Below are 26,003 nucleotides of genomic sequence, written 5' to 3' on the forward strand. Positions count from 1 at the left end.
TTTAGGGTCTGGAGCGATATGGTGCGCGGTGTTTGGTCACGGCGAAATGGGGTACCGCAGAACGTATTTTTACCCTTATATGCAGATAATTTCACCTCGTGCACTCCTGTATAAATATCGAGAATACTCGTTCGCTTTTGAGGCACTTTAGCCCGCCGTTCCGCCCCTGACCTGGCTCAATAACCACCCTTATGGGTACAATGGTTTTCGTGCAGATGAATTATAGTGACCTCTTGCTGAAAACTATCGCCCGAATCGCCCCCGGCACCGAGCTCCGCGAGGGCCTGGAACGCATCATGCGTGGCCGTACGGGCGCGCTCATCGTACTCGGATCCGACCGCACCGTATCCTCCCTGTCTTCGGGCGGTTTCAACATCGACACCGAGTTCTCGGCAACCCGCCTGCGCGAGCTGGCGAAGATGGATGGCGCTATCATCTGCGACCGCGACGCCACCCGCCTGTTGCACGCCGGCGTGCAGCTCATGCCGGACGCCTCCATTGAGACGAACGAGTCCGGCACCCGCCACCGCACCGCCGAACGCACCGCGATTCAGACCGGTTTCCCGGTGATTTCGGTGAGCGCGTCGATGTCCGTGATTTCGGTGTACGTTGACGGCACCCGCTACATGGTTGAGGACAGCCAGTACCTGATGGCCCGCGCAAACCAGGCGATTCAGACCCTTGAAAGCTATAAGAAGCGTCTGCGTTCGGTGCTCTCCAACCTCTCATCTCAGGAGATTGAGTCGAACGTTTCCCTGGGCGACGTGGCGATGACCCTGCAGCGCATGGAGATGGTGAACCGCATTATCCGCGAGGTCAGCCACTACGTGCTGGAGCTCGGCGTGCACGGCCGCCTGATTGCCCTGCAGCTGGAGGAGCTGCGCGCCCCCGAGATGACCGCTAGCGACCTGATTCTGCGCGATTACCTGCCCGAGGTGAACGACGAGCTGATTACCGCCGGCGTTGAGGCGCTTCAGAACCTGGACGATATGGACATCGTGGATCTGCGCACGATTGCCCGCACTGTCGGCTTTGGTGAGAACCCCGACCTGGAGTTCCCCCTGCAGCCTCGCGGTTTCCGTCTGCTCGCCGGTATTCCGAGCATCCCGAACGCTATTTCTGAGCGTCTGGTGGAGCGCTTCGGCAGCCTGCAGGCTCTGATGGCGGCGTCCCTTGAGGATCTGCGCGCCGTGGACGGTGTGGGTGAGGCTCGTGCCCGCACGGTGCGTGAGCAGCTGTCCCGCATGGCGGAGAGCAGTTTGGAGAAGTACCTCTAACAAAAGCTCATACGAGAAGCCCCCGCACCGGAGACTATCTGGCACGGTGGCTTTTTCTGACCTCACGAGAACCTTTTGCATTATGATGTAGTAACAGCGGAGTTCCCCCTCCCCCCCCCCGCCGCACCCTGATGCCTCAAGCATCATGACACCCCTTGGAGGTCACAATGTCGTACTCACAAACCAAGTATCCGTCGACCAAACGCCCCGTCCCGTTCTTTGTGTGGGCGTCCCCCATTCTGTTCCTGATTTACCTGCCGCTACTGTGGTTCAAGGTCATCCCCAATTCTTTTGAGGTGACCGACCTGTCCACCCTGCTGCTGGCGGCACTGCAATGGACCGCATTCGGTAGCCTGCTCGGGTACCTGGGCGAGCGCCGCTTCGCCAAGCCCCGCGCCTCCAAGTAATAGCCAGACAAAAGCTCATACGAGAAGCCCCCGCGCCGGAAGAACATCCAGCACGGGGGCTTCTCACGCCCGCACGGGGGCGAAAACTATAGAAGTGAACTACTGAATCACGAAGTTCACCGGAGCCGAGCTCACACCATTGACGGTCACCGCAGCCCAGTAGGAACCCTTCTGAGCGGTCGAAGCGGAGGAGCAACCCAGAACGTTGATCTTACGGTCCCACGCCAGGTCGGTTGCGCCCTCGGCACCTGCGGCTACCTCAGCCTTCTGAACGGCGGTCGCCGCGCACAGGCTACGGGTGTACACCTGAGCTGCACCGGAGGTAATGTTCAGGTCCACGCCGGTGTTCGCACCCTCGCCGCCCACAGCGCAGGGGGTCTTCGAGGAGTTCGTGTAGGTCACGTGGAAGGACACCTGCTCACCGGCTGCGAAGGTACGCTTCGCGGGGGTGACGGTCACCTTCAGGTCGTTCGCGGTGCACGCCGCAGCAACAGCCGCAGTGGTCACCGAGGGTGCCGGTGCGGGGGTAGTCGGGGTCGCCGCGGGGGTGGTTGCCGCAGGGGTTGCCGCGGCGGTGGTCACGCTTGCAGTGGGTGCCGCAGAAGCGGTCACCGAGGGGGTTGCCGAAGCAGTAGCCGACGCGGTTGCAGAGGCAGTCGCGCTAGCGGACGGGGTGGCCGAAGCAGTTTCGGAGGGGCGAGCGCTGAAGCTCTGGAAGGGCGCGCCGGAAGGCGTCGCGGTGGAGGCTACAGTGGCGTCCTTCTTGCCGTTAATCATGCCGACCATGGAGGTCACGCCAGCGACCAACAGCAGAATGACAGCGAGCAGAGCAATAACCGCCACGATGCGACGGCGGCGGTAGACTTCGGGAGGCAGAACGGGACCATTTTCAGACATACTCTTAAGGATACCGGGTTTAACCCTGAGAATCACAGTGAACTCTATTCATGCAGTTTTGGGAATATATGCCCTGTGGCGTAGGCTTTTCGGATGACCTCAGAGCCCAACCGCACCGCACGCACACGCCCCGAACCGGCCCTGCCCGAAGGCACGAATACCGAGGCGCTCCACCGCCGAATCAACGGGTGGTTCCTCGACCAGGCACGCGATTTGCCGTGGCGTCGTGACGAGTGCACCCCCTGGGGCGTGATGGTCAGCGAGTTTATGCTGCAGCAGACCCCCGTCAAGCGCGTTCTACCCGTGTGGGAGGAGTGGATGCGCCGCTGGCCCACCCCCGCCGACCTTGCCGCCGAGCCCGCCTCGGAGGCGGTGCGCGCCTGGGGCCGCCTGGGTTACCCGCGCCGCGCGCAGCGTCTGCACGGTGCCGCTGTGGCGATTGTGGAGCAGCACGGCGGTAAGGTTCCCGCCGACTACGAGGAGCTGCTGGCTCTGCCGGGCGTGGGTTCTTACACGGCGGCGGCGATTAGCGTGTTCGCGTTCGGTCTGCGCGCCACGGTCATTGATACGAATATCCGCCGCGTGCACGCCCGTGCGGTATCCGGTAAGGCGCTACCCTCGCGTTCGTTGACGGCGGCTGAGACTCGCCTGGCGGAGGCGCTCATGCCCGCCGATACCCCCACCTCCTGCCTGTGGAATGCGGCGACCATGGAGCTCGGTGCGCTGGTCTGCACGGCAAAGTCCCCGACCTGCGAACTGTGCCCGGTGGAGGATCTGTGCGCCTGGGTTGCGGCGGGCAAGCCGGAGGCGGACTACACCCCCAAGGGCCAGAGTTGGCACGGCACGGACCGCCAGGTGCGCGGTGCGGTCATGGCGGTGCTGCGTGCGGCACATGAGCCGGTGAATCGCGAGCTCATCCTGGGTGCGGGAGTAGGTGCGGGTGTAGCCTCGGCTGGCGATACGACCTCTTCACCCGTTGCAGCCTCTTCGCCAGACTTTACGTTCCCGGCTGATGCACCCGCCGCGGTGCATCGTCCACTGAAGGCGCTGTACGCCCTCTCCCCCGCCACCGAGCAGCTGCAGCGCTGCTACGCGGGGCTGCTGGCGGACTCTCTCGCCCGCGAAGTCACGCAGGGCGATAGTGTGCTCGTCTCGCTCTAGTACCCGCCGCAGAGGAGCTCCTGGAGCCTCCCAAAAGCATAGAAACGCCTGTGGGGCGGCACCGGATGATTCCGGTACCGCCCCACAGGCGTTTAGTGCGCTAAAGCCTAGCTACCTAGAGCTTATTCCAGAGCCTAGTCGTTGCCCTGACCCTCAGCGGCAGGTGCCTCAGCTGCGGGAGTCTCAGCGGGAGCCTCGGAAGACTCGCCCTCGTTCAGCTCCTGCACCGAATCCAGAGCCAGCTCCTTCATCGGCTGAGAAGAGAAGACGAACTTCGCGGAGTCGCCCTCACCTTCAACGTCCACGGTGATCTTCTCACCGGGCTTGATGTCGCCGAAGAGGATCTTCTCAGACAGGGCGTCCTCAATGTTGCGCTGCATCTCGCGGCGCAGCGGACGAGCACCCATGGACGGGTCGTAACCCTTAGCCGCCATGAGAACCTTCGCAGCGTTGGTCAGCTCAATGGACATATCCTGCTCCGCCAGGCGCTTAGCCAGGCGACCCACGAACAGGTCCACAATCTGCAGAATCTCAGACTCGGAGAGCTGCGGGAAGACGATAATGTCGTCCACACGGTTCAGGAACTCGGGGCGGAAGTGCTCCTTGAGGTTCTCCATCACGCGTGCCTGCATACGCTCGTAGTCGGCTGCGGTGTCATCCATCGCCTGGAAACCGACCGGGATGCGGCGGTTCACATCGCGCGAGCCCAGGTTGGTGGTCATGATGATGACGGTGTTCTTGAAGTCCACCACGCGACCCTGCGAGTCGGTCAGGCGACCGTCTTCCAGGATCTGCAGCAGCGAGTTGAACAGGTCGGCATGAGCCTTCTCAACCTCGTCGAACAGAACCACGGAGAAGGGCTTGCGGCGGACCTTCTCGGTCAGCTGGCCGCCCTCATCGTAGCCAACGTAGCCGGGAGGCGCACCGAACAGACGGGAGACGGTGTGCTTCTCCTGGTACTCGGACATATCCAGGGTGATGAGCGAATCCTCATCGCCGAACAGGAACTCGGCAAGAGCCTTAGCGAGCTCGGTCTTACCCACACCGGTCGGGCCGGCGAAGATGAACGAACCACCGGGACGGCGCGGGTCCTTCAGACCTGCACGGGTACGGCGGATAGCGCGGGACAGTGCCGCAATAGCGTGCTCCTGACCGATAACGCGCTTGTGGAGCTCCTGCTCCATGGTCAGCAGGCGGCTGGACTCTTCCTCGGTGATCTTGTAGACCGGAACACCGGTGGAAGCGGCAAGAACCTCAGAAATAACCTCGGGGGTCACGGTGCCGAATGCGTCGCCGCCTTCGCGCCATGCCTTCTCGGCTTCTTCCTTCTCAGCCAGGACCTTCTGCTCCTGATCACGCAGGCCTGCGGCCTTCTCGTAATCCTGGGAGTTGATGGCGTCTTCCTTCTGCTGGCGCAGCTTGGCGGCCTTCTCGTCGAGCAGCTTGATTTCCGGGGGTGCGGTCATGCGCTTGATGCGCAGGCGTGCGCCCGCCTCGTCAATCAGATCGACAGCCTTATCCGGCAGGAAGCGGTCAGAGATGTAGCGTGCCGCAAGGTTCACGGCGGTCTCGATAGCCTCGTCGGTAATGGTGACGCGGTGGTGCGCCTCGTACTTATCGCGCACGCCCTTGAGGATCTGCACAGCGAGCTCCTGAGAGGGCTCATCAACCTGAATCGGCTGGAAGCGGCGCTCCAGAGCGGCGTCCTTCTCAATGTGCTTGCGGTACTCGTCCAGAGTGGTTGCACCGATGGTCTGCAGTTCGCCTCGAGCCAGCATGGGCTTGAGGATGGAGGCAGCGTCAATCGCGCCCTCTGCGGCACCTGCACCAACGAGGGTGTGAATCTCGTCAATGAACAGGATGATGTCGCCGCGGGAGCGGATTTCCTTCAGGACCTTCTTCAGGCGCTCTTCGAAGTCACCGCGGTAGCGCGAACCTGCGACCAGGGAGCCGAGGTCCAGGGTGTACAGGTGCTTGTCCTTGAGGGTTTCGGGAACGTCACCGTGCACGATAGCCTGTGCCAGGCCCTCCACGACGGCGGTCTTACCGACGCCGGGCTCACCAATCAGCACGGGGTTGTTCTTAGTACGGCGGGAGAGGACCTGCATGACGCGTTCCATCTCCTTGTGGCGGCCGATGACCGGGTCCAGCTCGCCCTCACGCGCTGCTGCGGTGAGGTTGCGGCCGAACTGATCCAGGATGGTCGAACCCGCGGGAGTGCCTTCGCGAGAGTTACCTGCACCCACGCCGGCGGTTTCCTTATCGCCAGAGTTGTTACCGGGGTAGCCGGAAATCAGGTCCATAACAGCCTGGCGCACGGCAGCGGGCTCAGCGCCCAGCTTGACCAGCACCTGGTTTGCCACGCCCTCGTTTGCACGAACCATGCCCAGCAGGATGTGTTCGGTGCCGATGTAGCCGTGGTTCAGCTGAATAGCCTCGCGCATGGACAGTTCGAGAACCTTCTTCGCACGCGGGGTGAAGGGGATATGGCCGTTAGGCGCCTGGGGGCCGGGGCCGACGATGTCCTGAACCTGTTCACGTACTGCGTTCAGGGTAACGCCCAATGATTCCAGGGCGCGGGCACCGATGCCTTCGCCCTCGTGAATCAGACCGAGCAGAAGGTGTTCGGTACCGATGTAGTTGTGGTTGAGCATGCGTGCCTCTTCCTGGGCAAGCACCACAACGCGCCGAGCTCGATCGGTAAAGCGTTCAAACATTTACGCACTCCTTGCATTTTCCTATTGATACAAGAGTACGTTGAGCGCGGCTGAAAGGGCGGGCTGATGGGCGTCTGTTCGCCATCAAGAGAACAGATGAGCTGTTCGGGGCGTTCTAGGGGCGGTTTAGGCGCGGCTTCGGGGCTTCTGGCGGGGTGCAGGGGTAGTTTTGAGGGGTCTAGCTCACGCAGGTGAGCCTACCTGAAGGTGGATGGGTGCCGCCAGGTCGGTGCTAGCTGTTTTTGTCGGTGCTGACTACTTCTCCCGAGGCCAGCTGTTTTTGCCGGGGCTAGCTACTTTTGCCGGTCCTAGCTGCTTTTCCCGGGGTTGGCTGCTTTTCCCGGGGTTTCCTGTGCAGAGTGTGCGCATATTGCCGTCGGATGTACCGCGGACAGGTGCTACAAGTGGGTTCCGAGGGTCTACGGTGCCGATACGAGGGTTTGCGGGAGGGGCGAACACACAAGAACCCACATAGACCAACACCTAAACCGCTTGTTTCCTGCACGTGCATGAATATATTGCAGAAATTTTTAAAAATTTATATGTTTAAGTGAGAAATTTCAATAATTCGCAAAAAATATTTGCCGGATAACGCGGCGCTTATTTTCCGGATAATTCCCGCATCATTTCGGCGCCCCATCAAGAGATAATCCGTAAGTTCTGAAAGCCCCACCGAAGATGCAGGGCTCCCAATTATTCGAAAATTTCAGTCAGTACATTCCAGCCCCTTCGATGGAATACCCAACGCAACGATCGCATGAATATCACAGTGCATATCCCCCGCTTTGAAGAGATTAATGCACCATTACCTTTAGTGTTCCTGCCGATGCATGAAATCTAAATGGGGAGCCTGAACTCGACACCATATTGCGCATCCGATTCTCGGATATTCCTCCTAATAATTCAGAAGCGGGCATCAGCAAAGGATCAATATATTTTACATGTAAATAGTTAATTGGGGTGGGTGATATAAAAACACCCCACCACCCCCAGCAGATATGCAACTCATATCAAGAAATACCGGGGCAAAACTAAAGGCGGACAGTGAGAACACCATCCGCCTTTAGCGCCCGGAGGATTAGAACCCTAAAGCACTAAACCCTCCGACAACGTGAATACTGAGAGCCTTTAGCCCTGAGCCTTCATTGCTTCGTAGTATGCGTCCTGAACATCCTGGTGGATGCGGCCACGGTCAGAAACCTTGTGGCCGTTAGCCTTAGCCCATTCGCGGATTGCTGCGGTCTCGGGGTTGCGCTTAACCGGAGCAGCGGTGCCACGGGGAGCACGGGTGCGCTGGGCAGCGGTGCCCTGCACGCGGCGGGACTTCGCTACGAAGGGGCGGATAGCGTCACGCAGGCGAGCTGCGTTTGCGGAGGACAGATCGATTTCGTAGTGAGCGCCGTCCAGGCCAAAACGGATAGTTTCGTCTGCGGGGCCGCCGTCGAGATCGTCTTCAAGGATGATGCGAACCTTCTGTGCCATTGAGGCACCTCCTCATCTGTTGCATATATCCTGTGGAGTAAACTCAAAAGCCTCTATCGGGATTGAGAAAATAATGTGCCGGATATATTTATGTACTAATTTTCTTTCATATAGTAACAGAACTGTATTAAAAATTCCGAAAATATTCTGAGCATTGAAACAATGCACCAATCACCCGCAGCGATATATCGCTTCTGTGCATCCCCGCTAAATCTGCACTCGCTACAAGAACATTAAAGTGAAGTTTAGAGTGCAAATACTTTGGATTCTTCCAGACAGCAGACACAGCCCCCAGAGACAAAGACACCTAATAATGCGCCCCGGCGTCCCCGACAATCTGAGCGCAATATAGCGCCCGCACGAGCCTGCACATTAGACCATTCACACCATACATTTCAGCCCTATTCAAAAGCGAAATTCTGCCACCTCTCAACCCCTCATTATTTTCTATGTAACGCGTTCATGCATAAGAGCAGAAACCCCCGCCAGAGTGAATAGAGCAGCATAAATCAGCACCAGAATAGAGTAAAAACGCCCCTGACCTGTGTAAATAAACAGAAACCCCACCCCAGAAGCTATACACCGTGCAAAAGAGTACACAGAAAACGGCGGGTACCGCAGATACAACCGTATCCGCGGCACCCGCCGCATTAACACCCTCACAGGTGAAGGGGAAGCTTAGGCCTCCGGCTTCATCAGGGGGAAGAGAATAGTCTCACGAATACCGGGCTGACGCACCACAGTACCCGGACGCTCCGGATCCTGATCGCCCGCCAGCAACATAATCAGACGGTCAATGCCCAGACCCAGGCCACCCATCGGGGGTGCACCGTGCTCCAGGGCGCGCAGGAAGTCCTCATCCAGCTCCATCGCCTCATCGTCACCGGCAGCAGCCAGCAGCGACTGAGCGGTCAGGCGCTCACGCTGAATGACCGGGTCAATCAGCTCGGAGAACGCGGTACCGCGCTCCATACCGCCAATAATCAGGTCCCACGCCTCAATCAGGGGCTCACCGGAACGGTGCGGGCGAGCCAGCGGCTGAGCGCTCGGCGGGTAATCGTACACGAAGGTCGGGTTCACCAGGGTCGGCTCAACGATCTCTCCGAAGAGCTCGGTCACCAGCTTCTCAGCGTCCCACTTCGGGTCGATGTCCACCTCGTGCTTCTCAGCAATTTCGCGCAGAACGGACGCGTCGGTCTCCGGGGTAATCTCGACGCCCACGGCCTCGGACAGGCCCGGGTACACGCCAACCCACTTCCACTCACCAAACAGGTCAATGGTGCCGTTCTCAGTCTCAATACGCTCAGTGCCGACAGCCTTCGCGCAGCTCTGGATAATCTCCTTCATGCGCTCGGCCATTACGAACTGGTCGGCGTACGCCTCGTAGCACTCCAGGGTGGTGAACTCGGGGCTGTGGGTCGAGTCGACGCCCTCGTTGCGGAACACGCGACCAATCTCGTACACGCGGTCAATGCCACCAACCACTGCGCGCTTGAGCGGCAGCTCGGTCGCAATACGCATGGTCATCGGCTGATCGAAGGCGTTCAGGTGGGTGCGGAACGGGCGAGCAGTCGCGCCACCGTGCACCAGCTGCAGAACGGGGGTCTCAACCTCAATGTAGCCGTGATCCTCCAGCACGCGGCGGACGGTGCGGGTAATCAGGGCGCGCTTCTTCACCAGCTCCCGAGCCTCCTCGCGAACCATCAGGTCCAGGTAACGCTGGCGAACGCGGGTTTCCTCGTTCAGGTCCTTGTGCAGAACCGGCATGGGGCGAAGAGCCTTCGACGCCATCTTCCAATCGGTCACCATAATGGACAGCTCGCCACGGCGAGAAACAATCACGCGGCCGGTCACGAACACGTGGTCACCCAGGTCAACCAGGGACTTCCACTCCGCCAGGGACTCCTCGCCCACCTCAGCCAGCGAAAGCATCGCCTGGATGCGCTTACCCTCGGTACCACCCTGCAGGGTCGCAAAGCACAGCTTACCGGTGTTACGGACGAACACCACGCGGCCACCAACATGCACCACACGGTCAGTCTCGTCGCCAGCCTTCAGCTCCTCAGCAGCCAGCTTCGGATCGTACTCGGCGCGCAAATCCTCAATGTGGTTGGGCTCCACGCGGTTACCCTCAGAATCCAGCAGACCCACCGGGTATGCCTCGCGACCCGACTCGATTAGCTTCGCACGCTTTTCCAGGCGAATCTGCATCTGCTCAGACATATCAGCAATCGCCGGTGCGGCAGTGTGCTCAGTGCTCACAGTGATACCTATCTGTGTAGTGTGTTGGGGACTCTTCTAAACGAACGAACGCTTAGCGCAGGTCCATGTTGTCAATCAGGCGGGTCGGGCCAACGAACGCAGCAACCAGTGCCAGCACTCGCTCCGACTCCTCAGTCGGCTCACCGAAAGTCATCGGGTCGACCAGCTCCAGGTAGTCAAGGCGTACACCCGGAGTGGAGTTGATACGCTCACGCGCACCGTCCAAATCAATCTCGTGGAAGCCACGGTTCAGCGAATTCTCACGCAACATAGCCAGGGTGCGGGACAGCACCAGGGCAGACTCGCGCTCCTCATCCGACAGGTAGCTATTACGCGAAGACAGCGCCAGGCCGTTATCTTCGCGAACAATCGCCACAGGGCGCATGGTCACGTCGTGGTTGAAATCGCGCACCATACGCTGAATCAGGATGTACTGCTGAGCGTCCTTCTGACCGAAGTACGCATTCACCGGGTGGTTACCGGCTGCGGGGCGAATAATGTTGAAGAACTTATTGACCACAGCCAGCACGCCATCAAAGTGGCCCGGGCGGGTCGCACCCTCAAACTTGGTGCCCAGCTCGCCGCTCGAAATGCGGATGAGCGGGTCACCGTCGGGGTACATCTCTTCAACCTCGGGGGCAAAAATAATGTCAACACCGGCGGCACCAGCCAGGGCAGCGTCTGCCTCCAGGGTGCGCGGGTATGCTTCGTAATCCTCGCCGGGGCCAAACTGCAGCGGGTTCACAAAAATGGAGGCGACCACTACATCATTCTGTTCAGCGGCGCGACGCAACAGGGTTGCGTGGCCGTCGTGCAGGGCGCCCATGGTGGGCACGTAGCCCAGGGATGCGTTCGTGTACTGAACTGCGGTGCCGTTCTGCTCCGCCTCCTGGCGGGCGGCCCGGTCCAGTTCCTCCTGCGCTGCGGCAAGGGATTCGGTGATTGCCGTGCGGAAATCCGCAATGGTGGTCACGACTCGGGGCATCGAAGTCTCAGTCATGACGAGAACTCCTTGTTTTCGGGGGCTGAATCATCAATATCGCCGGGGTGGTTGCGGTCCGAAGACTCACCCAGCAGATTCTCAATTCGTCCCAGTTGTTCATCGTTTAACAAACCTCTATTATGCGCTCTTTTTGCGGTTGCGTGTGCCAGAGCGGCATAAGAGTCTGTAATATCACCTGTTTTCTCATGCTCTGAGTACTCATTCAGAGCCTGAAGGTGAGCCTTCACGGTGCCTGCGTCTCCACGTGCCACGGGCCCGGTGAGAGCACCCTCACCGCTGGCGAGCGCATTGTCCACGGCGGCTCGAACGAGCGGCCCCATGTAGCGTGCAGGGTCCTCAATACCGATGGAGGCGAGCATCTGCTGGGACTGACCCAGGATGGTCACGAGGTGGTTCGCGGCGTGCGCTAAGGCTGCGTGGTAGAGCGCTCGGTCGGCCTCGGCAACGTGCACGGGTTCGCCGCCCATCTCCACCACGAGTGCCTGAGCAATCGGGATGAACGGTGCAGGCCCGGTCACTGCGAAGCAGGTGCCGTTCAGGCGCTGCAGGTCCACGGACATGCCGGTAAACGTCATAGCGGGGTGAATCGCCAAACCGATAGCGCCCAGCGCGGTCGCCGGTGCGAGAACCTCGGTGCCGTGACGGCCGGAGGTGTGCACCAGAATCTGACCGGCGGTAATACTTCCCGAGGACGCCAGGTAGGTGACAAGACCCGGTAGCTCGTCATCGGGAACCGCAAGAATCAGCAATTCGCTACGCTCAGCAATCTGCTCCACCGGCAGCAACGGCACATCGGGAAGCAGCATCGCGGCGCGCTCCTGGGAAGCCTCAGACACCGCGTGAACACCCACAATCCTGTGCTCACAGGCGCGCAAAGCCGCACCTAGGACGGATCCGACCCTCCCGGCTGAAATAATTCCAATGCCTAAACGCGCAGGTTTTGAATGCTGTATCACGGCTTTAAGTATATTCTCCCTTTCACGGCAGCCCTGCCGCCGGTGTCACGAAGAACACTGACGGCAGGGCGCGTTCTGTAGTTTTGCTGCCCGCTTAGCTGGCGGGTTAGCTTAGCTAGCGGGCTGGCTTAGGGGCGTCCGCTCAGTACCGGCTCAGGTACGCGGTAGTAGGGTTCAATACCCTCCAACCGAACCGTCATCAACCACACCAAATCCTCGCAGATACGCGGCGGCAAGTGCATCATGAGCGTGCGTACCGGGCCGGGCACCGTACCGAAATGCACACTCGCACATCCGAAGGCACGCTGCAGCGGACCCTGGCCTCGGCTCACGCTCAGCACACGGCTGACCGGCACAATCGACAGCGTGCGGATAAAGTAGCCGCCACGAATCAGCAGCAGGTCACCGCGCGTATGCTCACCAACGCTCGAACGCGCCGCATCAGAATCAATGCGGGTGGTCGCCTGCACCGAACCGGCAGTGTAACCGACCGTGGTCACGCCGTTACGCTTCCAGGTGAGCAGGTCCATCCAGCGCGCCGAAGAGGGGGTCACAATCATTGCCGGAACCTGCGGCTTCTGACTCTTCAGTGAACCGTTGGCGGTATCCAGCAGCACCTGCGCCTGCACCTCATCCAGGGCGGGCAACAGCAGGCGCAACACCATCAGCGTCTCCTGCTTATTGCCAACCGGCAGGGCAACATTGCGGGTCACAACCTTCTGGTTGTCGTTCTTCTCAATACCGATACCGGCAATGGTCATCTTGATGCGGTACCAGCCGAACGCACGCCACAGAATGGACTGCTCCACGGCGAGTGCCTGAATACGCTCAACCATCACGTTCTGAGTGTGCGTGCCGGTGAAACCGTAGCGCAGGGTCACGCCACCCTGACCGCTCGGGGTGATTTTGAAGTTCGCGGCACCGTCAAAACGTGCCCACAACGTACCCAAGTAACCAAGCAGCGGTACGAAGGTGCCGGGTAGCAACGCCATGAAAATCAGGAACGGGCTCTCGCCACCCATGATCGCGGCGAAGACGGCAATGCCAACCATGAGGGCCACGGCGGGCACCAGCCACACCAGGTGCTCCAGCATGATGGAGGCAATCAGACGCACATTCGAGATGCGGAAAATCGGCGGCTGCGAGGGGTCAGCCGCGACCGGCATCGGCATGCGAGCGCCGCGGCGGGATGCGCCGGGCTGCTGGATGCCCTGCTCGGGTGCGGGCTGCGAGTAGCCGCCCTGCTGAGGTGCCATCTGCTGATTAGTGGGCTGGGTGCCGCTCTGTACGGGCGCACCATAGGACGCCTCGTAAGATGCCTCGAACGGCTGATGCAGCTGATCCGCGTCCGGCATGCGCTCCGCCGAAATCTGCATGCTCTCGGGCAGCACGTCGACCGGGCGGCCCGCCGCCTCCGAACGCAACAGGTTGATGCTCGCCATCGCGGTACGGCGCAGAACCTCCGCCTTGCGGGCGGAAACGTACTTGATGTGCAGCGCCTCCGAAGAGCCGTCAGCCACCTCAAAACGAAGCTCCGACACACCCAGCAGGCGCGCCACCAGAGGACGCGAAATGTCCACGCTCTGCACGCTCTCCAGGCGAATCGTGCGGTTCTTCTTGAACAGAAAACCGCTACGGCGGTGAATCGCCAAATCGTCCAGGCTGTAGCGGGTAAACCACCAGTCAATCGAGCCAGCAACCAGAATCAGCACGAGCACGGCGAAGCCTATAAGCTGCGAGTACGTTGCGCTGAAGTAGCTGCTGTTCTCATCAAATGCCTGCGTCAGGCGCGCGCCCCACTCGTTCGGCGGGGTGGTCAAAATATTCAGGATAATGCTCTGGAAGAAACCAAACGCCAACAGAATAATGAACCAGAGGTTCATGATGAACGTGCGAATATCGGCACGCCACCACTTCTGCTCCTGAGAGTTCGGGGCGTTATTATTCGGAACCGGGGTACTCATTAGAGTGCCGCCATTCGCTCATCGGCGCGGCGCACCAGATCCGCACGCAGCTCCTCCGCCACGTTCAGCGGAATACCGAACAGCACCATCGTGCCAGTGGTCGTACCCGCCGTGCGCACCGTCAGGCGGGCAACACCGCACATGCGCTCCAGCGGACCAGAATCCACATCAACATACTGGATGCGCCCGTACGGCATAGAGCTCATCGAACGGAACACGATACCGCGGCGAGCCATCAGATGATTCGACTCCAGCGCGTAGCCGAGCGCACGAGTACGGCGCGGAGTGGTCAGAATCCACCACAGACCCCACAGACCAAACACCGCGACCACCACCAGGCCGACGATGCGTAGCACCTCCGGGCCGCCAAAGAACGCACCCGCACAATACAAAGCCGCACCCGCAAGAATCGGGAACACCAAAGCAGAAATAGTGTGAACAAAACGAACCGTCAGGTAGCCGGAGGCGGCGGGCACCCACTGCGGCTCCGGCACGGGCTGCGAGGTAACCGGCTGGGGGCTTACCGGCTGCGCAGGCTGAGAAGGTGCCTGCTGAGGCGCGTTCGGGTACGCGGCAGCCGGCGGAACCTGCTGACCGTACTGTGCTTGCTGTCCATACTGCGCCTGCTGGTCATGCTGGGTTTGCTGTCCATGCTGGGCACCAGGCTGACCGTAAGCCGCCTGCTGGTACTGCCCATACTGGTTCTGCCCGTACTGACCCTGCTGACCGGGCTGACCGGGCTGACTCTGCCCATACTGACCGTATTGGCCGTTCTGAGCGTCCTGCCCGTACCGACCATTTGGCGAATAACTATTCTGGTTAGGAGCCGACATAGGTTCCTCCCTCTCGCGGCTTTACAGCACCGGAAGAGGAGGCCGCATCCTCATCATCCTCCGGCGGAATACGACAACAATGCTGAGCCCATAGCCCAGCAATCAGCAGGGCAACACTGCCCACACAATTAACAAGGACCTCCCAAAAGACCACCGAAAAACCGCGCACAGACACCATCGCCACATGGTAACCAAGAATCGCAGCGCACCAGCCCGTCAAGAGGGCACCGGTCATGATGGAACCCTGCGCATACGCCACCGCACGCGCCGCAAGAATCGGGCCCATATGCGGCACCTTCTCACGCGTCTGAATACGACGATAACGAGCCACCTGCACACCCAGCCACACGGCACCCGCCGCAACCAGCAGGCACACCGCGCCGAGCATCCACGAAAAATTCATCTCACCAAAACCGGCGCCAATCATCACGGAATTCACCATAAGAGCGGCAGCGGCACCGCACACAGCCGCCACAATAATCGCCCGATAACTCAGGGGCTTCATGGTGTTTCCTTTCGGTAGGTTCCTCTACCTTCCAGAGTGCCACATTTAAGGCTGATCAGGTACCTGCATCTCACGCATATAGCTGATAGCGTCTTCATCCGCCCCAAGCAGCGTGCGGGACAGCTCCGCAACGTTCACGACCTCGCGGCTCAGCGGCGCAGGAACCTCATCCGGCCGCTCCCCCGAAGGCTCCGCACGCCGGGTCACCGTCAAGTGTGCCTGCGGGTCCATCTGCGCCCACGGCACCAGCACGAAAGCACGCTCCTGCGCCCGCGGATGCGGCAAAGTCAGCACCGGATCCTCAGAGATCACGCCGTCATAGTCAATCACGTCAATATCGAGGGTGCGCGGGCCCCAACGCACCAGGCGCTCACGGTGATGCGCCGCCTCCACCGCATTACACAGCTTCAGCAGCTCGTAGGCGCCCAGGTCAGTGGCCACCTCAATGACCGCGTTCACGAAATCCGGCTGACCCACCGGGCCACCCACCGGGGCGGTACGGTACAGCCCGGAGGCGCGCACCAGCTGCACGCCGCCCGCCACCAGGTCGGCGACGGCACGCTCCAGGGTGTCTTCGCTTTCGCCCAGATTCGAGCCCAACGCCAGCACCGCGCGGTGTTTCAGGGTGTTGGGCTTCTGCGTATCGGTTGTCTGGGTGCCAGCCACTAGCGGCCGCCCTCCACGACACGCTCCGCGGCACGCTCACGGAACACGCTCACCGCAACGTTACCGAACGGCAACTCAATCGGCGCCTGCGGCTTCGATACGGTAATCTCCGCCGCCTCCACAAGCTCAAACATCGCAAGGATACCCTCGGCAATGTTCACCGCAAGGGTCTCAATCAGGTCCAGCGAACCGTTCGTCACGTGGCGGTGAATCAGGTCAACCACGAGCGCGTAGTTCGTGGTCTTCGTCAGGTCATCCGTGGCGGCTGCGGCGGAAAAATCACTGTACAGGGTCGCGTCCACGACGAAGGGCTGGCCGTCGCGCTTCTCAAAGTCGAGCACGCCGTGGTAGCCCTTGGCCGTAATGCCGGTGAGGGTGATGCGGTCGCGGTGGGCGTAATCTGCCTGGGTCATTGGGGGGGTCTCCTAGAGGGTATTCGGGTAGTCGGAGGTTGTGGGTAGTGGTTCTAGCTGGCAGAGCCTTAGCTTACGGAGCGCAGCGCGGAGGCGACCGTCACCGCATCCACGCTGGCGGGCACGTCGTGCACGCGCACCGCCCACACGCCGCGCGCCGCCACCAGGGCGGTCACCGCCGCGGAGGCTGCCGCACGGTGCTCAGCCGGGCGCGGCTCCGACAGCGACTGCCACAGTTCGCGTTCCGCCTCGCCCGCATCGGTTGCGGTGAAGCCGCTCGCGTTCAGGCGCTCAGCCAGCGCCATATCCGCCGCCGTGAGGGCGTTCGCGATAAAACGCTTGCGGGAACCAGCAATGAGCAGGCGGTGGCCCAAGCCCTGTAGCTCGTCAAGGGCGGCGAGCAGCTCCCAGTCCTGCATGCCGCCCTTCGCAAAGCCCAGACCCAGGTCAAGAATCAGGTTCTGCGGCAGCACACCGGCGGCAAGGAAACGCTCACGCAGATCGGTCAGCTCCTCCACAACCTCGGTGACCACGCCGCGCGGGTACTCCGCCAGGCTGTCCATGGTCTGGGAGGTGCCGCGGGCGTGCATGAGGATGTACGGCACCTGCAGTTCAGCGGCGGTTTCAATCATTTCATTGCTCACGTTCAGACCGGACACATCGTTGATGATGTGCGCACCGGCGGCAATGGCGGCGCGAGCGGTCTGCGGGTTCATGGTGTCAACGCTGATGGTGGTGCCCATCTGCGCGACTGCCTCGATGACGGGCAGGATGCGGCGCTGCTCCTCCTCCACGCTGATGCGCACGGCACCGGGGCGGGTGGACTCACCGCCAATGTCGATAATGGAGGCGCCCTCGGCAATCATGCGGGCGGCGCGGGCGATGGCGTCGGTGGCGGCGTAGTGCTGGCCGCCGTCGCTGAAGGAGTCGGGGGTGACGTTGAGGATGCCCATCACGAGGGTGCGTTCGGCGGCGAGCGCGTCGCAGGGCAGAGGGGCTACACGGGTGGTGTGTGTGGATTCAGTCATAAATTTATCGTACCGAATCTGTGGTGCTCCCATGTTTGCCGCTGTGATTGGAAGGGGGATTGAGGCGGGGGTTGGGACAGCGACGGGACGATTTTGGGGACACAACATGCAATATTTGCATTACAGATACTTATTTAAGGGTATGCTGGGAGGGCACGCATACCGTGCCTGGCGCGTTCCCGGTCGGTGGCGCGCACCCACACATACATACTCTAGGAAGTGACTCGTTGTGAATATGAAGACTGGAGCTTGGATCCTTTCCCTGGTGGCTCTTGCCGCGCTGGTGACTATTGTGCTTGCTGAAGGTGCTCCCGCCGTGCGCTGGATTGCTTTCGGCACCGCGACCGGTTGCGGTTTCATTGCCGTGGGCTTGATCGCGACTCTTGCCCTGGGCTGGGATAATCCGAGCGAGGCGAAGGGTAGCCTGCAGCGTTAGCGGCGGGGCTCTTCTAGCTTCTGCGGTGCGGCACTACCGGCGCTGCCACAGCCGCGGAAGGTACCGGCTCAGAATACATTCTCAGAGCACTTTGGCGATGCGAAAAAGGGGCGGAGGTTTTCACCTCCGCCCCTTTCAGCGTGTCTATAAGCAGTGAAGATTTTAGCTCCACAAACGGGTTTCTTCCCAACCTCGCGGTATACCCATAGCACGCGAGATATCAACTCCAGGAACGGAAATATTAGGACGTTCCTTCAGAATCTGCGTTAGAGATTCCGTATCCCCGATTCCACCCTGGTCCATCAGATATTTGAGGAGGGTGAGCATGCCGAAGGTTTTACACATCTTATGGTTCTCTTCAGCCTGTGGCACACCAAATAGGTCAACAACCTCACGGATTTCAGGGCTCTCAACTCTTCCACCTCTCAACACACGCGGTAAGCGAGGCTCTGGGTGCAGCTTATTGTAGAACCTACTTTGATGCGCACAAATATTGCGCATTACCCGCAGCGAGTTAATCCAGGTTTCCAGTTGGGGGTCAGTACACCCCAGGGCTTTCGCGATATCTCGCCGAATATTTGGCGGGGAGACCAAATACAGATTCTGCAGAGCCCCTAAATCTAGAACTTCCACCACTACCCACACAGGCAACTTCCCGCCGTATTGCTCACGGTGATGCTTCACGAATTCTTCCTCAGAAGTACGAATAAGTTGTTCGCTTTTTCTCGTGAATCTATTCCAAGCAGTGCGCCTTTTACTACCTTGAAGATCACACCGGGCTTCATCCTCGTATATGAGAGGGTCTACTTCCCCCAGTAAATTCCCTAGGCGGGACCGCAAATACACCTCAAACTGCGAGAAGTACGAAAACGCAATAGACCGAAGATTACGGTCATATTCATACAGGGCCACGATATCTTCAAAGACAGTTCCGGGCATGAAAGTATCCGAGCGCCGCCCACTTCCTGCCGGTCGCCGGAACGAATAGTAGTAACCACTCAGACGGTAGTAACTAACACGCTCAAGGACGTGAACGGCATGTTCCTGAGAACCTACGAGCATACCTCGCTGCCGCAAGATTCCAACCTGCTGTTCATATGTTTTAAATGGCTTTACGATTGAAGACATGCACTATCCATCGCTTGATATCATTTCATCATCGGAACTCTTTAATAATATCAATATAAGGATATTAAGGGTATAACTACACGGCATGTAAGTCATCTCTGTCTTACTAAGGTCATCGTTTAAAAACGATGACCGGCTCCAGACCCCTGATGGGCGGAACCGGCCACGGTTATTTTCGCTCCTGATGAGGAGAGGAACAGTCATATATTCATCAACAACGGTACGTGAAGAGCACTGTACGTAGCGTTAACAAAAAGAAGACCGGTCCTGTACTCCCGAAGGAGTGGTGCCGGTACTAGTGGTACTACTCTACAGCTGATGACGCCCTCTACGCAAGGGCACTCGTCATGCGGCCCAACACATGCGACCGCACAGCGCAGGGGTATAGCGCAAGGGGGCAGGATTCCTTAGAATCCTGCCCCCTGGCGTATAGCTATATGCTCATTGCATGCGCTTAGCGCTGCGAGAAGATCAGGCTCATCGCCTCCGCACGGGTTGCGCCGTTCATCAGCGCACCGCGCACCGCGCTAGTCACGGTCTTCGCGCCCGGCTTACGCACACCGCGCATCGACATGCACATGTGCTCAGCCTCAATCACCACAATCGCGCCGCGCGGGTTCAGATGCTCCTCCAGAGCCTCCACCACCTGCGTAGTCAGACGCTCCTGCACCTGCGGGCGGCGAGCGTACAAATCCACCACGCGGGCGAGCTTGCTCAGACCGGTCACCTTACCGTCCGGGCCCGGAATGTAACCCACATGCGCCACACCGTGGAACGGCACCAGGTGGTGCTCACAGGTCGAGTAGAACGGAATGTCCTTCACCAGCACCATCTCAGAGTGGGCGATGTCGAAGGTCGTACCCAGAATCTCGCCGGCGTCCTGGTGCAGGCCCGAGAAGAACTCCGCGTAGGCGCGCGCCACACGTGCAGGGGTCTGCTGCAGACCGTCACGGTCCGGGTCCTCACCAATCGCGAGCAGAATCTCACGGACGGCAGCCTCAATACGCGGCTGGTCGACGGCGTTCTTAGCCTCGCTCATTCTCTGCTCCATTCTGGTTCGGGTTGCCGTTCTCCGGGCGCTGCGCCGGAGGGGCGGGGTAGTTCGGGTACTGCTGGGTGGGCATTGCGACGGTCGGATCGGCGTCCGGGTCGCTGAGGGGTGCCTGAGGCGGTAGAGGCTGCGTAGGTGCTACCGGAACCTGCTGCGCGGGTGCCGCCGGTGCTACAGGAGCGGTCGGCGCTACGGGAACAGTCGGCGCCTCGGCAGGTGCTTCCTCAGCCTTCTGTGCCTCCTGAGCCAGCTCGCTCGGTGCCTTCACCGGCGGGATGTCGGTACGCTCGCGGGTCGGCTTGGAGTACCAGTGCTCACGCTCGGGGCGCTTACGAACGTCCTTGAAGATTTCGGCAATCTCGTTCTCGAGCAGGGTTTCCTTCTCAAGCAGGGCGAACGCCAGGCGGTCCAGAATATCGCGGTTTTCCAGCAGAATCTGGAACGCCTCATCGTGTGCCTGCTCCAGCAGGGCGCGAATCTCAGCGTCGACCTTTGCCGCGGTCTCGTCGGAGTAGTTGCGTGCCGAAGCGCCGCCGCCACCGAGGAACGGTTCGGTGTCTTCGCCGCCGAGCTTCACGGAACCAATCACGGCGCTCATGCCGTAGTCGGTAACCATCTTGCGGGCGGTGTCGGTTGCCTTCTGAATGTCGTTAGACGCACCGGTGGACGGGTCGTGGAAGACGATTTCCTCAGCCGCACGGCCACCCATCGCGTACGCCATCTGGTCGAGCAGTTCGTGGCGGGTCGTGGAGTACTTGTCGTCCTGCGGCATGACCATGGTGTAACCCAGGGCGCGACCGCGCGGAAGAATCGTAATCTTGGTGACCGGCGCGGAGTTACGCAGTGCCGCCGCGACCAGGGCGTGACCGCCCTCGTGGTATGCGGTGACCTTACGCTCGTGCTCGTTCATGATGCGCGAGGAACGCTGCGGACCAGCCATGACGCGGTCAATCGCCTCGTCGATAGCGCGGTCGTCAATCACGTTGCCGTTATCGCGGGCGGTCAGCAGAGCCGCCTCATTCATGACGTTCGCCAGGTCAGCACCGGTGAAGCCGGGGGTGCGCTTAGCCACCTGTGCCAGGTCAACGGTGTTAGCGATTGGCTTGCCTGCGGCGTGCACGCGCAGGATGTGTTCGCGGCCCTGCATGTCGGGGGCGTCCACACCAATCTGACGGTCAAAACGGCCGGGACGCAGCAGTGCCGGGTCCAGAACGTCGGGTCGGTTCGTTGCCGCAATGACGATGACGTTCGAGTTGCCGTCGAAGCCGTCCATCTCAACCAGCAACTGGTTCAGGGTCTGCTCACGCTCATCATTACCGCCGCCCATGCCGACGCCGCGGCGGCGGCCAACAGCGTCAATCTCGTCGACGAAGACGATGGCGGCGGGGTCGCTCTTCGCTTCCTTGAACAGGTCGCGCACGCGGGAGGCGCCCACACCCACGAACATTTCAACGAAGTCAGAGCCAGAAATCGAGTAGAACGGCACGCCAGCCTCGCCCGCCACAGCCTTGGCGAGCAGGGTCTTACCGGTGCCGGGAGGGCCGTACAGCAGAACGCCCTTGGGGATCTTTGCACCCAGGCGGGTGAACTTTTCGGGTTCAGCCAGGAACTCGCGGACTTCTTCCAGTTCGGCGAGCGCCTCGTCCACGCCGGCGACGTCGCTGAAGCGAACCTCCGGCTTGTCCTTGGTGAACTTCTTCGCGCGGGACTTGGAGAAGCTCATGACGGAGGAGCCGCCTCCGACTCGTCCCATCAGGAACCAGAAGAGCACACCAAAGAGCAGAATCGGCAGCAGCAGGGACACCAGGGAGCCCAGGAAGCTGTGCTCAACCGGCTGGTCCGTGTAGCTTTCCAGCTCGGCGGATTCCATTGCCTTAGCAACTTCGTCGCCGCGGGGCTGCACGTAGTAGAAGCGCACCGACTTACCGTAGTTGTCGTTGCCCTTCTTGTAGTCGTCCTTAAGCTGCAGCTCGACGCGCTGGTCGCCGTCGTAAATCTTTGCGCTCTTGACCTGGTGGTCGTTGAGCAGCTGAAGACCCACGTTGGTGTCCACCTGACGCGAGGGCTGAGTGAAGAAGGAGGCCATGAGGAAAGCCAGCATGATTACGAGAGCTGCACCCGGCCAGAACCAGGGGCCGTTAATCAGCTTCTTCAGGAAGCCCTCCGAGCCTTTCTGCGGAGTATTGGGGTTTTGCGCCAATGCTTTGTCCTTACGTTGCGGCTGTAACCCGTTGGGGTGCGGCATGCCTGCCGGAACACCCAACGGTGCAACCTTAAATGTACCCTACCCCGGCGGGCGGCTAGGTACCGGGCTTCTCTATTTCACCTGCGGGCTAAAGGGTTGTAGCACTCGGCGGGGGTGAAAGTGCATCTTCTTCGCCGGGTATCTGCGGCGGCTGGTACACCGGCGGCGGCCCGTCTTGGCGGATGCGCCTCCCGCCTCCACGTACATCCACCGGCGGGTACAGCAACGCCCCGCTCCCCCACAAGAGTGAGGAGGCGGGGCGTAACTACCTACAGTATGGTTGCTGAGGTGAAGGCTTAGGAGTAAACGTGCGGGTGCAGGGTTGCGACGCAGTCCAGGTTGCGGTACTTCTCAGCGAAGTCCAGGCCGTAACCAACAACGAACTCGGGCTCGATGTCCCAGCCGACGTACTTGACCTCAACGTCAGCCTTGACGACCTTGGGCTTGCGCAGCAGGGTGCAAATCTCAACGGAAGCTGCACCGCGAGAAATCAGGTTCTGCTGCAGCCATGCCAGGGTCAGGCCGGAGTCAATGATGTCTTCAACGATCAGGACGTTGCGGCCCACCAGGTCGGTGTCCAGGTCCTTGAGGATACGCACAACGCCGGAGGACTTGGTGCCGGAACCGTAAGAAGAAACAGCCATCCAGTCCATGGTGTAGTGGCCCTTGAGAGCGCGGGAAAGGTCAGCCATGATCATGATGGCGCCCTTGAGAACACCCACCAACAGCACGTCCTTACCGGCGTAGTCTTCGTCGATGCGCGCCGCCAGTTCGGCGACCTTCGCATTAATCTCTTCCTTGCTGAAGAGAACGTTCTTAATATCGTCCTGCACGTCGATAGCCTGCACGATGTATTCCTTCGTATCTTTAGACGCTCTGCGCCTCCGCCGGGGCCCCGGGTGCGGGGTTTCATGCCTTCCCACAGCGGACAATGTGGATGGTGTTCGCCTTAAGTATGGCTTAAAACGGCGCCGCGGCGCACCTCACCACGCAGATAGTGTGTGCTGAGGGCGCTCCACGGGCACCTAGCTGGGCACCTAGTTAGGGTCGAGTTGGCACTAATACGAGCACGTCCAGGCGTTCACCGGTTGCCGGATGCACAATTTTGCGGCGGCGGTACGCGCTCACGTGACCGGGCATCTGAACGGGCCCAGCTACCGCGTATTCGGCGGTGAAAGAGTCCAGCGCCTGCAGTCGCTCAAAGCCGGGGTTCTCTCCCCCGGCAGCCTTGCAGGCGGCCGCAAGCACACGCAATCGAAGCGCCGGATGCAGCGCCGCCACCTGCGCACGGTCCAGTAGCACGGCGTCCTCGCGTTCGATGCCGCGCACGGCGGTTCCGCCGGGTAGGAGCGCCTGCTCGTAGGCTACCTGTGCCTGCTCATCGAGGTATTCGGCGTCGGGGCCAGCTACGGAGGCGGTGCGCGCCAGGGAGCGGGCGACGTCCCCGCCGAGGTGCTCCTCCAGGTAGGGCAGCACGCTGTGGCGGATGCGGGCACGCATGAGGGACTGGTCGGCGTTGGTCGGGTCAATCCAGGGGATGAGGGTTTCGGCCTCGCAGATATCGAGCATGTCGGTGCGGCGCAGACCGAGGAAAGGGCGCAGGTAGGTGACGCCCTCTTCGACGCGCACCGGCGGCATACCGGCAAGGGAGCGTGTGCCGGAGCCGCGGCTCAGGCCGAGCAGCACGGTTTCTGCCTGGTCGTCGAGGGTGTGGCCGAGCAGCACGGCGCGGGCGCCGGTCGCCTCGACGGCTTTGGTGAAGGCGCTGTAGCGGGCGGTGCGTGCCGCCATTTCGGGGCCCATGTTCCCGACAGGAACCTGCACTTTTTCGGTAATGACGGGGTGAAGCCCCAGGTCGGTGAGGGTCTGCGCGGTCTGCGCGGCAACCGCGGCGGAGTTTTCTTGTAGGTCGTGGTCGACGATGATGGCGCCTACGCGTACGTCGCTGCGGCGGGCGAAGTGCGCGGCAATTGCTGCCAGCGCGAGGGAGTCGGGGCCGCCGCTGCAGGCGACCAGGAGCAGGGGCAGGTCGGCGGCGTCCGCGGTGGAGGCGGTGCGGGAGCGTCCGGTGGCTTTGATGCTTCCGGCACCGAGGAGCTTTTCGAGGGAGGCGGCGAGGTGGCGGCGGGCAGTGCCGACGGCGGGGTGCAGGCGTCCTGCGCGTCCATTCTGCATGGTGGTTCCTTTATATAGGCGTGCGGGAGGGGTTAGGTGAGGGGGTTGGTGATAGCCAGCTCGATACCGAGCTCTTGGGCGACTTTGAGGACCGCACCAATTGACGGGCCGGGTAGCCCACGCTCAATATCGCGGATTGTTTTATCGCTGAGCCCGACCATCCACGCCAACTCCATTTGGGTGATTTTTTCGTACTTGCGGACGGCGCGAACCTGCGCACCAAATTCTTGCGCGAACCTCGTTGCGTCGAATGCCATGGGGTTTCCTCCTCACCGCTACAGAACCTCAATTTATACGAACTATTCTTCGCAATATGCCCATAATAGCACCTCGAGAAGCTCTCTGAGGCTATTTTCCGAAGAATAGTTCGGTTACGCACCCTTCCACGGAACCTCCGAACACAATCAAGGAGCACAACAAAAGGGGGCGTGCCCACCGCCTCCAGCACGCGCGAAAACTCGCACAAACCGGACGCGGGGAACACGCCCCCAGCAAGCCCTCCGCTCACCTGCCACTAGGACAGCAACTGCAGACGAGCCACAATGGGCGCCAGCTCCTCGTGGTAATCAAGAACCATGAGAGGGGTGAAAATAGTGGGGTACGAAGCGTAATAGAAATCCGGTGTTTCATTGAAATCCCCCGGCGTGTACCCGTTAGTGAAGAAGTTAGTGTTATACGCCCGGATATCTTCCCCCTTCGCCAGCGCATGCTGGTACGCCCAGCTCATTGCTCGATGCAACTCACTACCTTCCTTAATGGGGGCAGCACCCTTCTCAGCACGCACAGCATTCGCCGCATCCAGGGATTCCAGAGTCACCTTAGGGCTACCCGCGGCACGATAGAGGAAGGTAAAATAGGCGCCACGGCTCGCCGGAGTGTCGTAGTGGAAGGAACCATCAGACCAACCAGCACTCAAACCCACGCGGGTCGCCCAAATAGCAACCTTATAACGCGCGTCGCCCGGAGTCAGATCGGTGTACGGGGACTTCTCCGGCAGGTTCTTCACCTCGGGTGAACCAGCCAGATGGTACAGGTACTCCAGCAAGCGACCACGCGAAATGGTCATGACCCCGTTCGGCAACTTATCTTCACTGATTCGGGCCAGCCCAACAACCTGCTTCTTCGTAATCAGGCCGGTACACTCCGCCCAGTGCAAATTGGTCATCATGTTCGCGCCGTAATAGAAGTGCATGCCAAAACAATCAACATCAAATTCCAGCTCTTCAATAGGCTGTGCAGATTTCGGCTGAATGTATGCCGCCTGGGCTACGCCCTGACCCATGCACCCCATAGCCAGCGCCAACAGTGCCGCCGCGCCGCGGGTCGAAAGGTTTTTCTTCATTTTCTATCCTCGGTGAAAGGTGTGAGAGTAGAAGAAGAGTGAATCCCTTTGAAAA

23 protein-coding genes are annotated in these 26,003 nt (G+C 60.5%); 4 read left to right on the plus strand and 19 right to left on the minus strand.

The window, feature by feature from the left end; translation table 11 throughout:
- The first annotated feature begins 200 nt into the window (after positions 1–200).
- The gene (disA, locus tag HMPREF2971_RS03325; RefSeq protein WP_070507302.1) at positions 201–1,277 is read left to right on the plus strand and encodes a DNA integrity scanning diadenylate cyclase DisA; all 1,077 of its coding nucleotides are present in this window, start codon (positions 201–203) and stop codon (positions 1,275–1,277) included.
- A gap of 167 nt (positions 1,278–1,444) precedes the next feature.
- On the plus strand, positions 1,445–1,684 hold the full coding sequence (locus HMPREF2971_RS03330; protein ID WP_049349900.1) for a hypothetical protein: 240 nt from the start codon (positions 1,445–1,447) through the stop codon (positions 1,682–1,684).
- A gap of 99 nt (positions 1,685–1,783) precedes the next feature.
- Here HMPREF2971_RS03330 and HMPREF2971_RS03335 read toward each other — a convergent pair whose 3' ends face one another.
- Entirely contained in the window at positions 1,784–2,581 is a 798-nt protein-coding gene (locus HMPREF2971_RS03335) for a hypothetical protein (protein WP_049363606.1), read from the minus strand.
- Positions 2,582–2,674: 93 nt separating this feature from the next.
- On the opposite strand from HMPREF2971_RS03335, the gene HMPREF2971_RS03340 reads away from it, so the two are divergent.
- Entirely contained in the window at positions 2,675–3,742 is a 1,068-nt protein-coding gene (locus HMPREF2971_RS03340) for an HhH-GPD family protein (RefSeq protein ID WP_065423848.1), read from the plus strand.
- A 134-nt stretch (positions 3,743–3,876) separates the two neighbouring features.
- Here HMPREF2971_RS03340 and HMPREF2971_RS03345 read toward each other — a convergent pair whose 3' ends face one another.
- From HMPREF2971_RS03345 to folP, 11 genes are all read right to left on the minus strand, one after another.
- Positions 3,877–6,459 carry an ATP-dependent Clp protease ATP-binding subunit gene (locus HMPREF2971_RS03345; RefSeq protein ID WP_070604967.1) on the minus strand — a complete coding sequence of 861 codons (2,583 nt, stop codon included), beginning with the start codon at positions 6,457–6,459 and terminating at the stop codon, positions 3,877–3,879.
- Between the two features lie 1,128 nt (positions 6,460–7,587).
- On the minus strand, positions 7,588–7,941 hold the full coding sequence (locus HMPREF2971_RS03350; RefSeq protein WP_049360019.1) for a histone-like nucleoid-structuring protein Lsr2: 354 nt from the start codon (positions 7,939–7,941) through the stop codon (positions 7,588–7,590).
- Positions 7,942–8,619: 678 nt separating this feature from the next.
- Positions 8,620–10,203, minus strand: a complete 1,584-nt coding sequence (gene lysS, locus HMPREF2971_RS03355) for a lysine--tRNA ligase (protein WP_080973351.1) — start codon at positions 10,201–10,203, stop codon at positions 8,620–8,622.
- 52 nt (positions 10,204–10,255) lie between these two features.
- The gene (gene panC / locus HMPREF2971_RS03360; RefSeq protein ID WP_049352737.1) at positions 10,256–11,203 is read right to left on the minus strand and encodes a pantoate--beta-alanine ligase; all 948 of its coding nucleotides are present in this window, start codon (positions 11,201–11,203) and stop codon (positions 10,256–10,258) included.
- Complete coding sequence (locus HMPREF2971_RS03365; RefSeq protein WP_049340444.1) at positions 11,200–12,162, minus strand: Rossmann-like and DUF2520 domain-containing protein; 963 nt, start codon at positions 12,160–12,162, stop codon at positions 11,200–11,202. The genes panC and HMPREF2971_RS03365 overlap by 4 nt, the downstream gene beginning before the upstream one ends.
- Positions 12,163–12,290: 128 nt before the next feature.
- Positions 12,291–14,126: a PH domain-containing protein gene (locus HMPREF2971_RS03370; RefSeq protein WP_070604953.1), complete on the minus strand. Its 1,836-nt coding sequence runs from the start codon at positions 14,124–14,126 to the stop codon at positions 12,291–12,293.
- A complete protein-coding gene (locus HMPREF2971_RS03375) occupies positions 14,126–14,959 on the minus strand; it encodes a PH domain-containing protein (protein ID WP_049352733.1) in 834 nt (277 codons plus the stop codon). The genes HMPREF2971_RS03370 and HMPREF2971_RS03375 overlap by 1 nt, the downstream gene beginning before the upstream one ends.
- Positions 14,946–15,464, minus strand: a complete 519-nt coding sequence (locus HMPREF2971_RS03380) for a DUF3180 domain-containing protein (RefSeq protein ID WP_012902773.1) — start codon at positions 15,462–15,464, stop codon at positions 14,946–14,948. The genes HMPREF2971_RS03375 and HMPREF2971_RS03380 overlap by 14 nt, the downstream gene beginning before the upstream one ends.
- A gap of 45 nt (positions 15,465–15,509) precedes the next feature.
- A complete protein-coding gene (folK, locus tag HMPREF2971_RS03385; RefSeq protein WP_049349892.1) occupies positions 15,510–16,130 on the minus strand; it encodes a 2-amino-4-hydroxy-6-hydroxymethyldihydropteridine diphosphokinase in 621 nt (206 codons plus the stop codon).
- Positions 16,130–16,543, minus strand: a complete 414-nt coding sequence (folB, locus tag HMPREF2971_RS03390; RefSeq protein ID WP_012902770.1) for a dihydroneopterin aldolase — start codon at positions 16,541–16,543, stop codon at positions 16,130–16,132. The genes folK and folB overlap by 1 nt, the downstream gene beginning before the upstream one ends.
- Positions 16,544–16,611: 68 nt before the next feature.
- A complete protein-coding gene (gene folP / locus HMPREF2971_RS03395; RefSeq protein ID WP_049349891.1) occupies positions 16,612–17,571 on the minus strand; it encodes a dihydropteroate synthase in 960 nt (319 codons plus the stop codon).
- 235 nt (positions 17,572–17,806) lie between these two features.
- On the opposite strand from folP, the gene HMPREF2971_RS03400 reads away from it, so the two are divergent.
- Positions 17,807–18,007, plus strand: coding sequence for a hypothetical protein (locus HMPREF2971_RS03400; RefSeq protein ID WP_371325813.1), 201 nt, complete (start codon positions 17,807–17,809; stop codon positions 18,005–18,007).
- Positions 18,008–18,169: 162 nt separating this feature from the next.
- Here the strand turns inward: HMPREF2971_RS03400 and HMPREF2971_RS03405 are convergent, their stop codons facing one another.
- From HMPREF2971_RS03405 to HMPREF2971_RS03435, 7 genes are all read right to left on the minus strand, one after another.
- The gene (locus tag HMPREF2971_RS03405; protein ID WP_049340464.1) at positions 18,170–19,135 is read right to left on the minus strand and encodes an Abi family protein; all 966 of its coding nucleotides are present in this window, start codon (positions 19,133–19,135) and stop codon (positions 18,170–18,172) included.
- Positions 19,136–19,589: 454 nt separating this feature from the next.
- Positions 19,590–20,174, minus strand: coding sequence for a GTP cyclohydrolase I FolE (gene folE, locus HMPREF2971_RS03410; protein ID WP_005507626.1), 585 nt, complete (start codon positions 20,172–20,174; stop codon positions 19,590–19,592).
- A complete protein-coding gene (ftsH, locus tag HMPREF2971_RS03415) occupies positions 20,161–22,386 on the minus strand; it encodes an ATP-dependent zinc metalloprotease FtsH (protein WP_070691305.1) in 2,226 nt (741 codons plus the stop codon). The genes folE and ftsH overlap by 14 nt, the downstream gene beginning before the upstream one ends.
- A 341-nt stretch (positions 22,387–22,727) precedes the next feature.
- Positions 22,728–23,279, minus strand: a complete 552-nt coding sequence (hpt, locus tag HMPREF2971_RS03420) for a hypoxanthine phosphoribosyltransferase (protein ID WP_005504342.1) — start codon at positions 23,277–23,279, stop codon at positions 22,728–22,730.
- Between the two features lie 193 nt (positions 23,280–23,472).
- The gene (gene tilS, locus HMPREF2971_RS03425; RefSeq protein ID WP_070691308.1) at positions 23,473–24,606 is read right to left on the minus strand and encodes a tRNA lysidine(34) synthetase TilS; all 1,134 of its coding nucleotides are present in this window, start codon (positions 24,604–24,606) and stop codon (positions 23,473–23,475) included.
- A gap of 32 nt (positions 24,607–24,638) precedes the next feature.
- On the minus strand, positions 24,639–24,863 hold the full coding sequence (locus HMPREF2971_RS03430; RefSeq protein WP_070691310.1) for a helix-turn-helix domain-containing protein: 225 nt from the start codon (positions 24,861–24,863) through the stop codon (positions 24,639–24,641).
- A gap of 257 nt (positions 24,864–25,120) precedes the next feature.
- The gene (locus HMPREF2971_RS03435) at positions 25,121–25,948 is read right to left on the minus strand and encodes an S-layer homology domain-containing protein (protein ID WP_070691314.1); all 828 of its coding nucleotides are present in this window, start codon (positions 25,946–25,948) and stop codon (positions 25,121–25,123) included.
- Positions 25,949–26,003 lie beyond the last annotated feature (55 nt).

It is taken from the genome of Rothia sp. HMSC066G07 (genome assembly GCF_001814485.1).
Lineage (GTDB): Bacteria > Actinomycetota > Actinomycetes > Actinomycetales > Micrococcaceae > Rothia.

What these genes read in the sequence shown, in the direction of transcription:
- HMPREF2971_RS03380 (WP_012902773.1), bottom strand. Translation starts at nt 15,464, where the DNA reads ATGAAGCCCCTGAGTTATCGGGCGATTATTGTGGCGGCTGTGTGCGGT.
- HMPREF2971_RS03370 (WP_070604953.1), bottom strand. Translation starts at nt 14,126, where the DNA reads ATGAGTACCCCGGTTCCGAATAATAACGCCCCGAACTCTCAGGAGCAG.
- panC (WP_049352737.1), bottom strand. Translation starts at nt 11,203, where the DNA reads ATGACTGAGACTTCGATGCCCCGAGTCGTGACCACCATTGCGGATTTC.
- HMPREF2971_RS03335 (WP_049363606.1), bottom strand. Translation starts at nt 2,581, where the DNA reads ATGTCTGAAAATGGTCCCGTTCTGCCTCCCGAAGTCTACCGCCGCCGT.
- HMPREF2971_RS03400 (WP_371325813.1), top strand. Translation starts at nt 17,807, where the DNA reads ATGAAGACTGGAGCTTGGATCCTTTCCCTGGTGGCTCTTGCCGCGCTG.
- disA (WP_070507302.1), top strand. Translation starts at nt 201, where the DNA reads ATGGTTTTCGTGCAGATGAATTATAGTGACCTCTTGCTGAAAACTATC.
- HMPREF2971_RS03340 (WP_065423848.1), top strand. Translation starts at nt 2,675, where the DNA reads ATGACCTCAGAGCCCAACCGCACCGCACGCACACGCCCCGAACCGGCC.
- folE (WP_005507626.1), bottom strand. Translation starts at nt 20,174, where the DNA reads ATGAGCGAGGCTAAGAACGCCGTCGACCAGCCGCGTATTGAGGCTGCC.
- HMPREF2971_RS03430 (WP_070691310.1), bottom strand. Translation starts at nt 24,863, where the DNA reads ATGGCATTCGACGCAACGAGGTTCGCGCAAGAATTTGGTGCGCAGGTT.
- HMPREF2971_RS03350 (WP_049360019.1), bottom strand. Translation starts at nt 7,941, where the DNA reads ATGGCACAGAAGGTTCGCATCATCCTTGAAGACGATCTCGACGGCGGC.
- HMPREF2971_RS03375 (WP_049352733.1), bottom strand. Translation starts at nt 14,959, where the DNA reads ATGTCGGCTCCTAACCAGAATAGTTATTCGCCAAATGGTCGGTACGGG.
- HMPREF2971_RS03435 (WP_070691314.1), bottom strand. Translation starts at nt 25,948, where the DNA reads ATGAAGAAAAACCTTTCGACCCGCGGCGCGGCGGCACTGTTGGCGCTG.
- HMPREF2971_RS03405 (WP_049340464.1), bottom strand. Translation starts at nt 19,135, where the DNA reads ATGTCTTCAATCGTAAAGCCATTTAAAACATATGAACAGCAGGTTGGA.
- folP (WP_049349891.1), bottom strand. Translation starts at nt 17,571, where the DNA reads ATGACTGAATCCACACACACCACCCGTGTAGCCCCTCTGCCCTGCGAC.
- tilS (WP_070691308.1), bottom strand. Translation starts at nt 24,606, where the DNA reads ATGCAGAATGGACGCGCAGGACGCCTGCACCCCGCCGTCGGCACTGCC.
- folB (WP_012902770.1), bottom strand. Translation starts at nt 16,543, where the DNA reads ATGACCCAGGCAGATTACGCCCACCGCGACCGCATCACCCTCACCGGC.
- HMPREF2971_RS03345 (WP_070604967.1), bottom strand. Translation starts at nt 6,459, where the DNA reads ATGTTTGAACGCTTTACCGATCGAGCTCGGCGCGTTGTGGTGCTTGCC.
- HMPREF2971_RS03330 (WP_049349900.1), top strand. Translation starts at nt 1,445, where the DNA reads ATGTCGTACTCACAAACCAAGTATCCGTCGACCAAACGCCCCGTCCCG.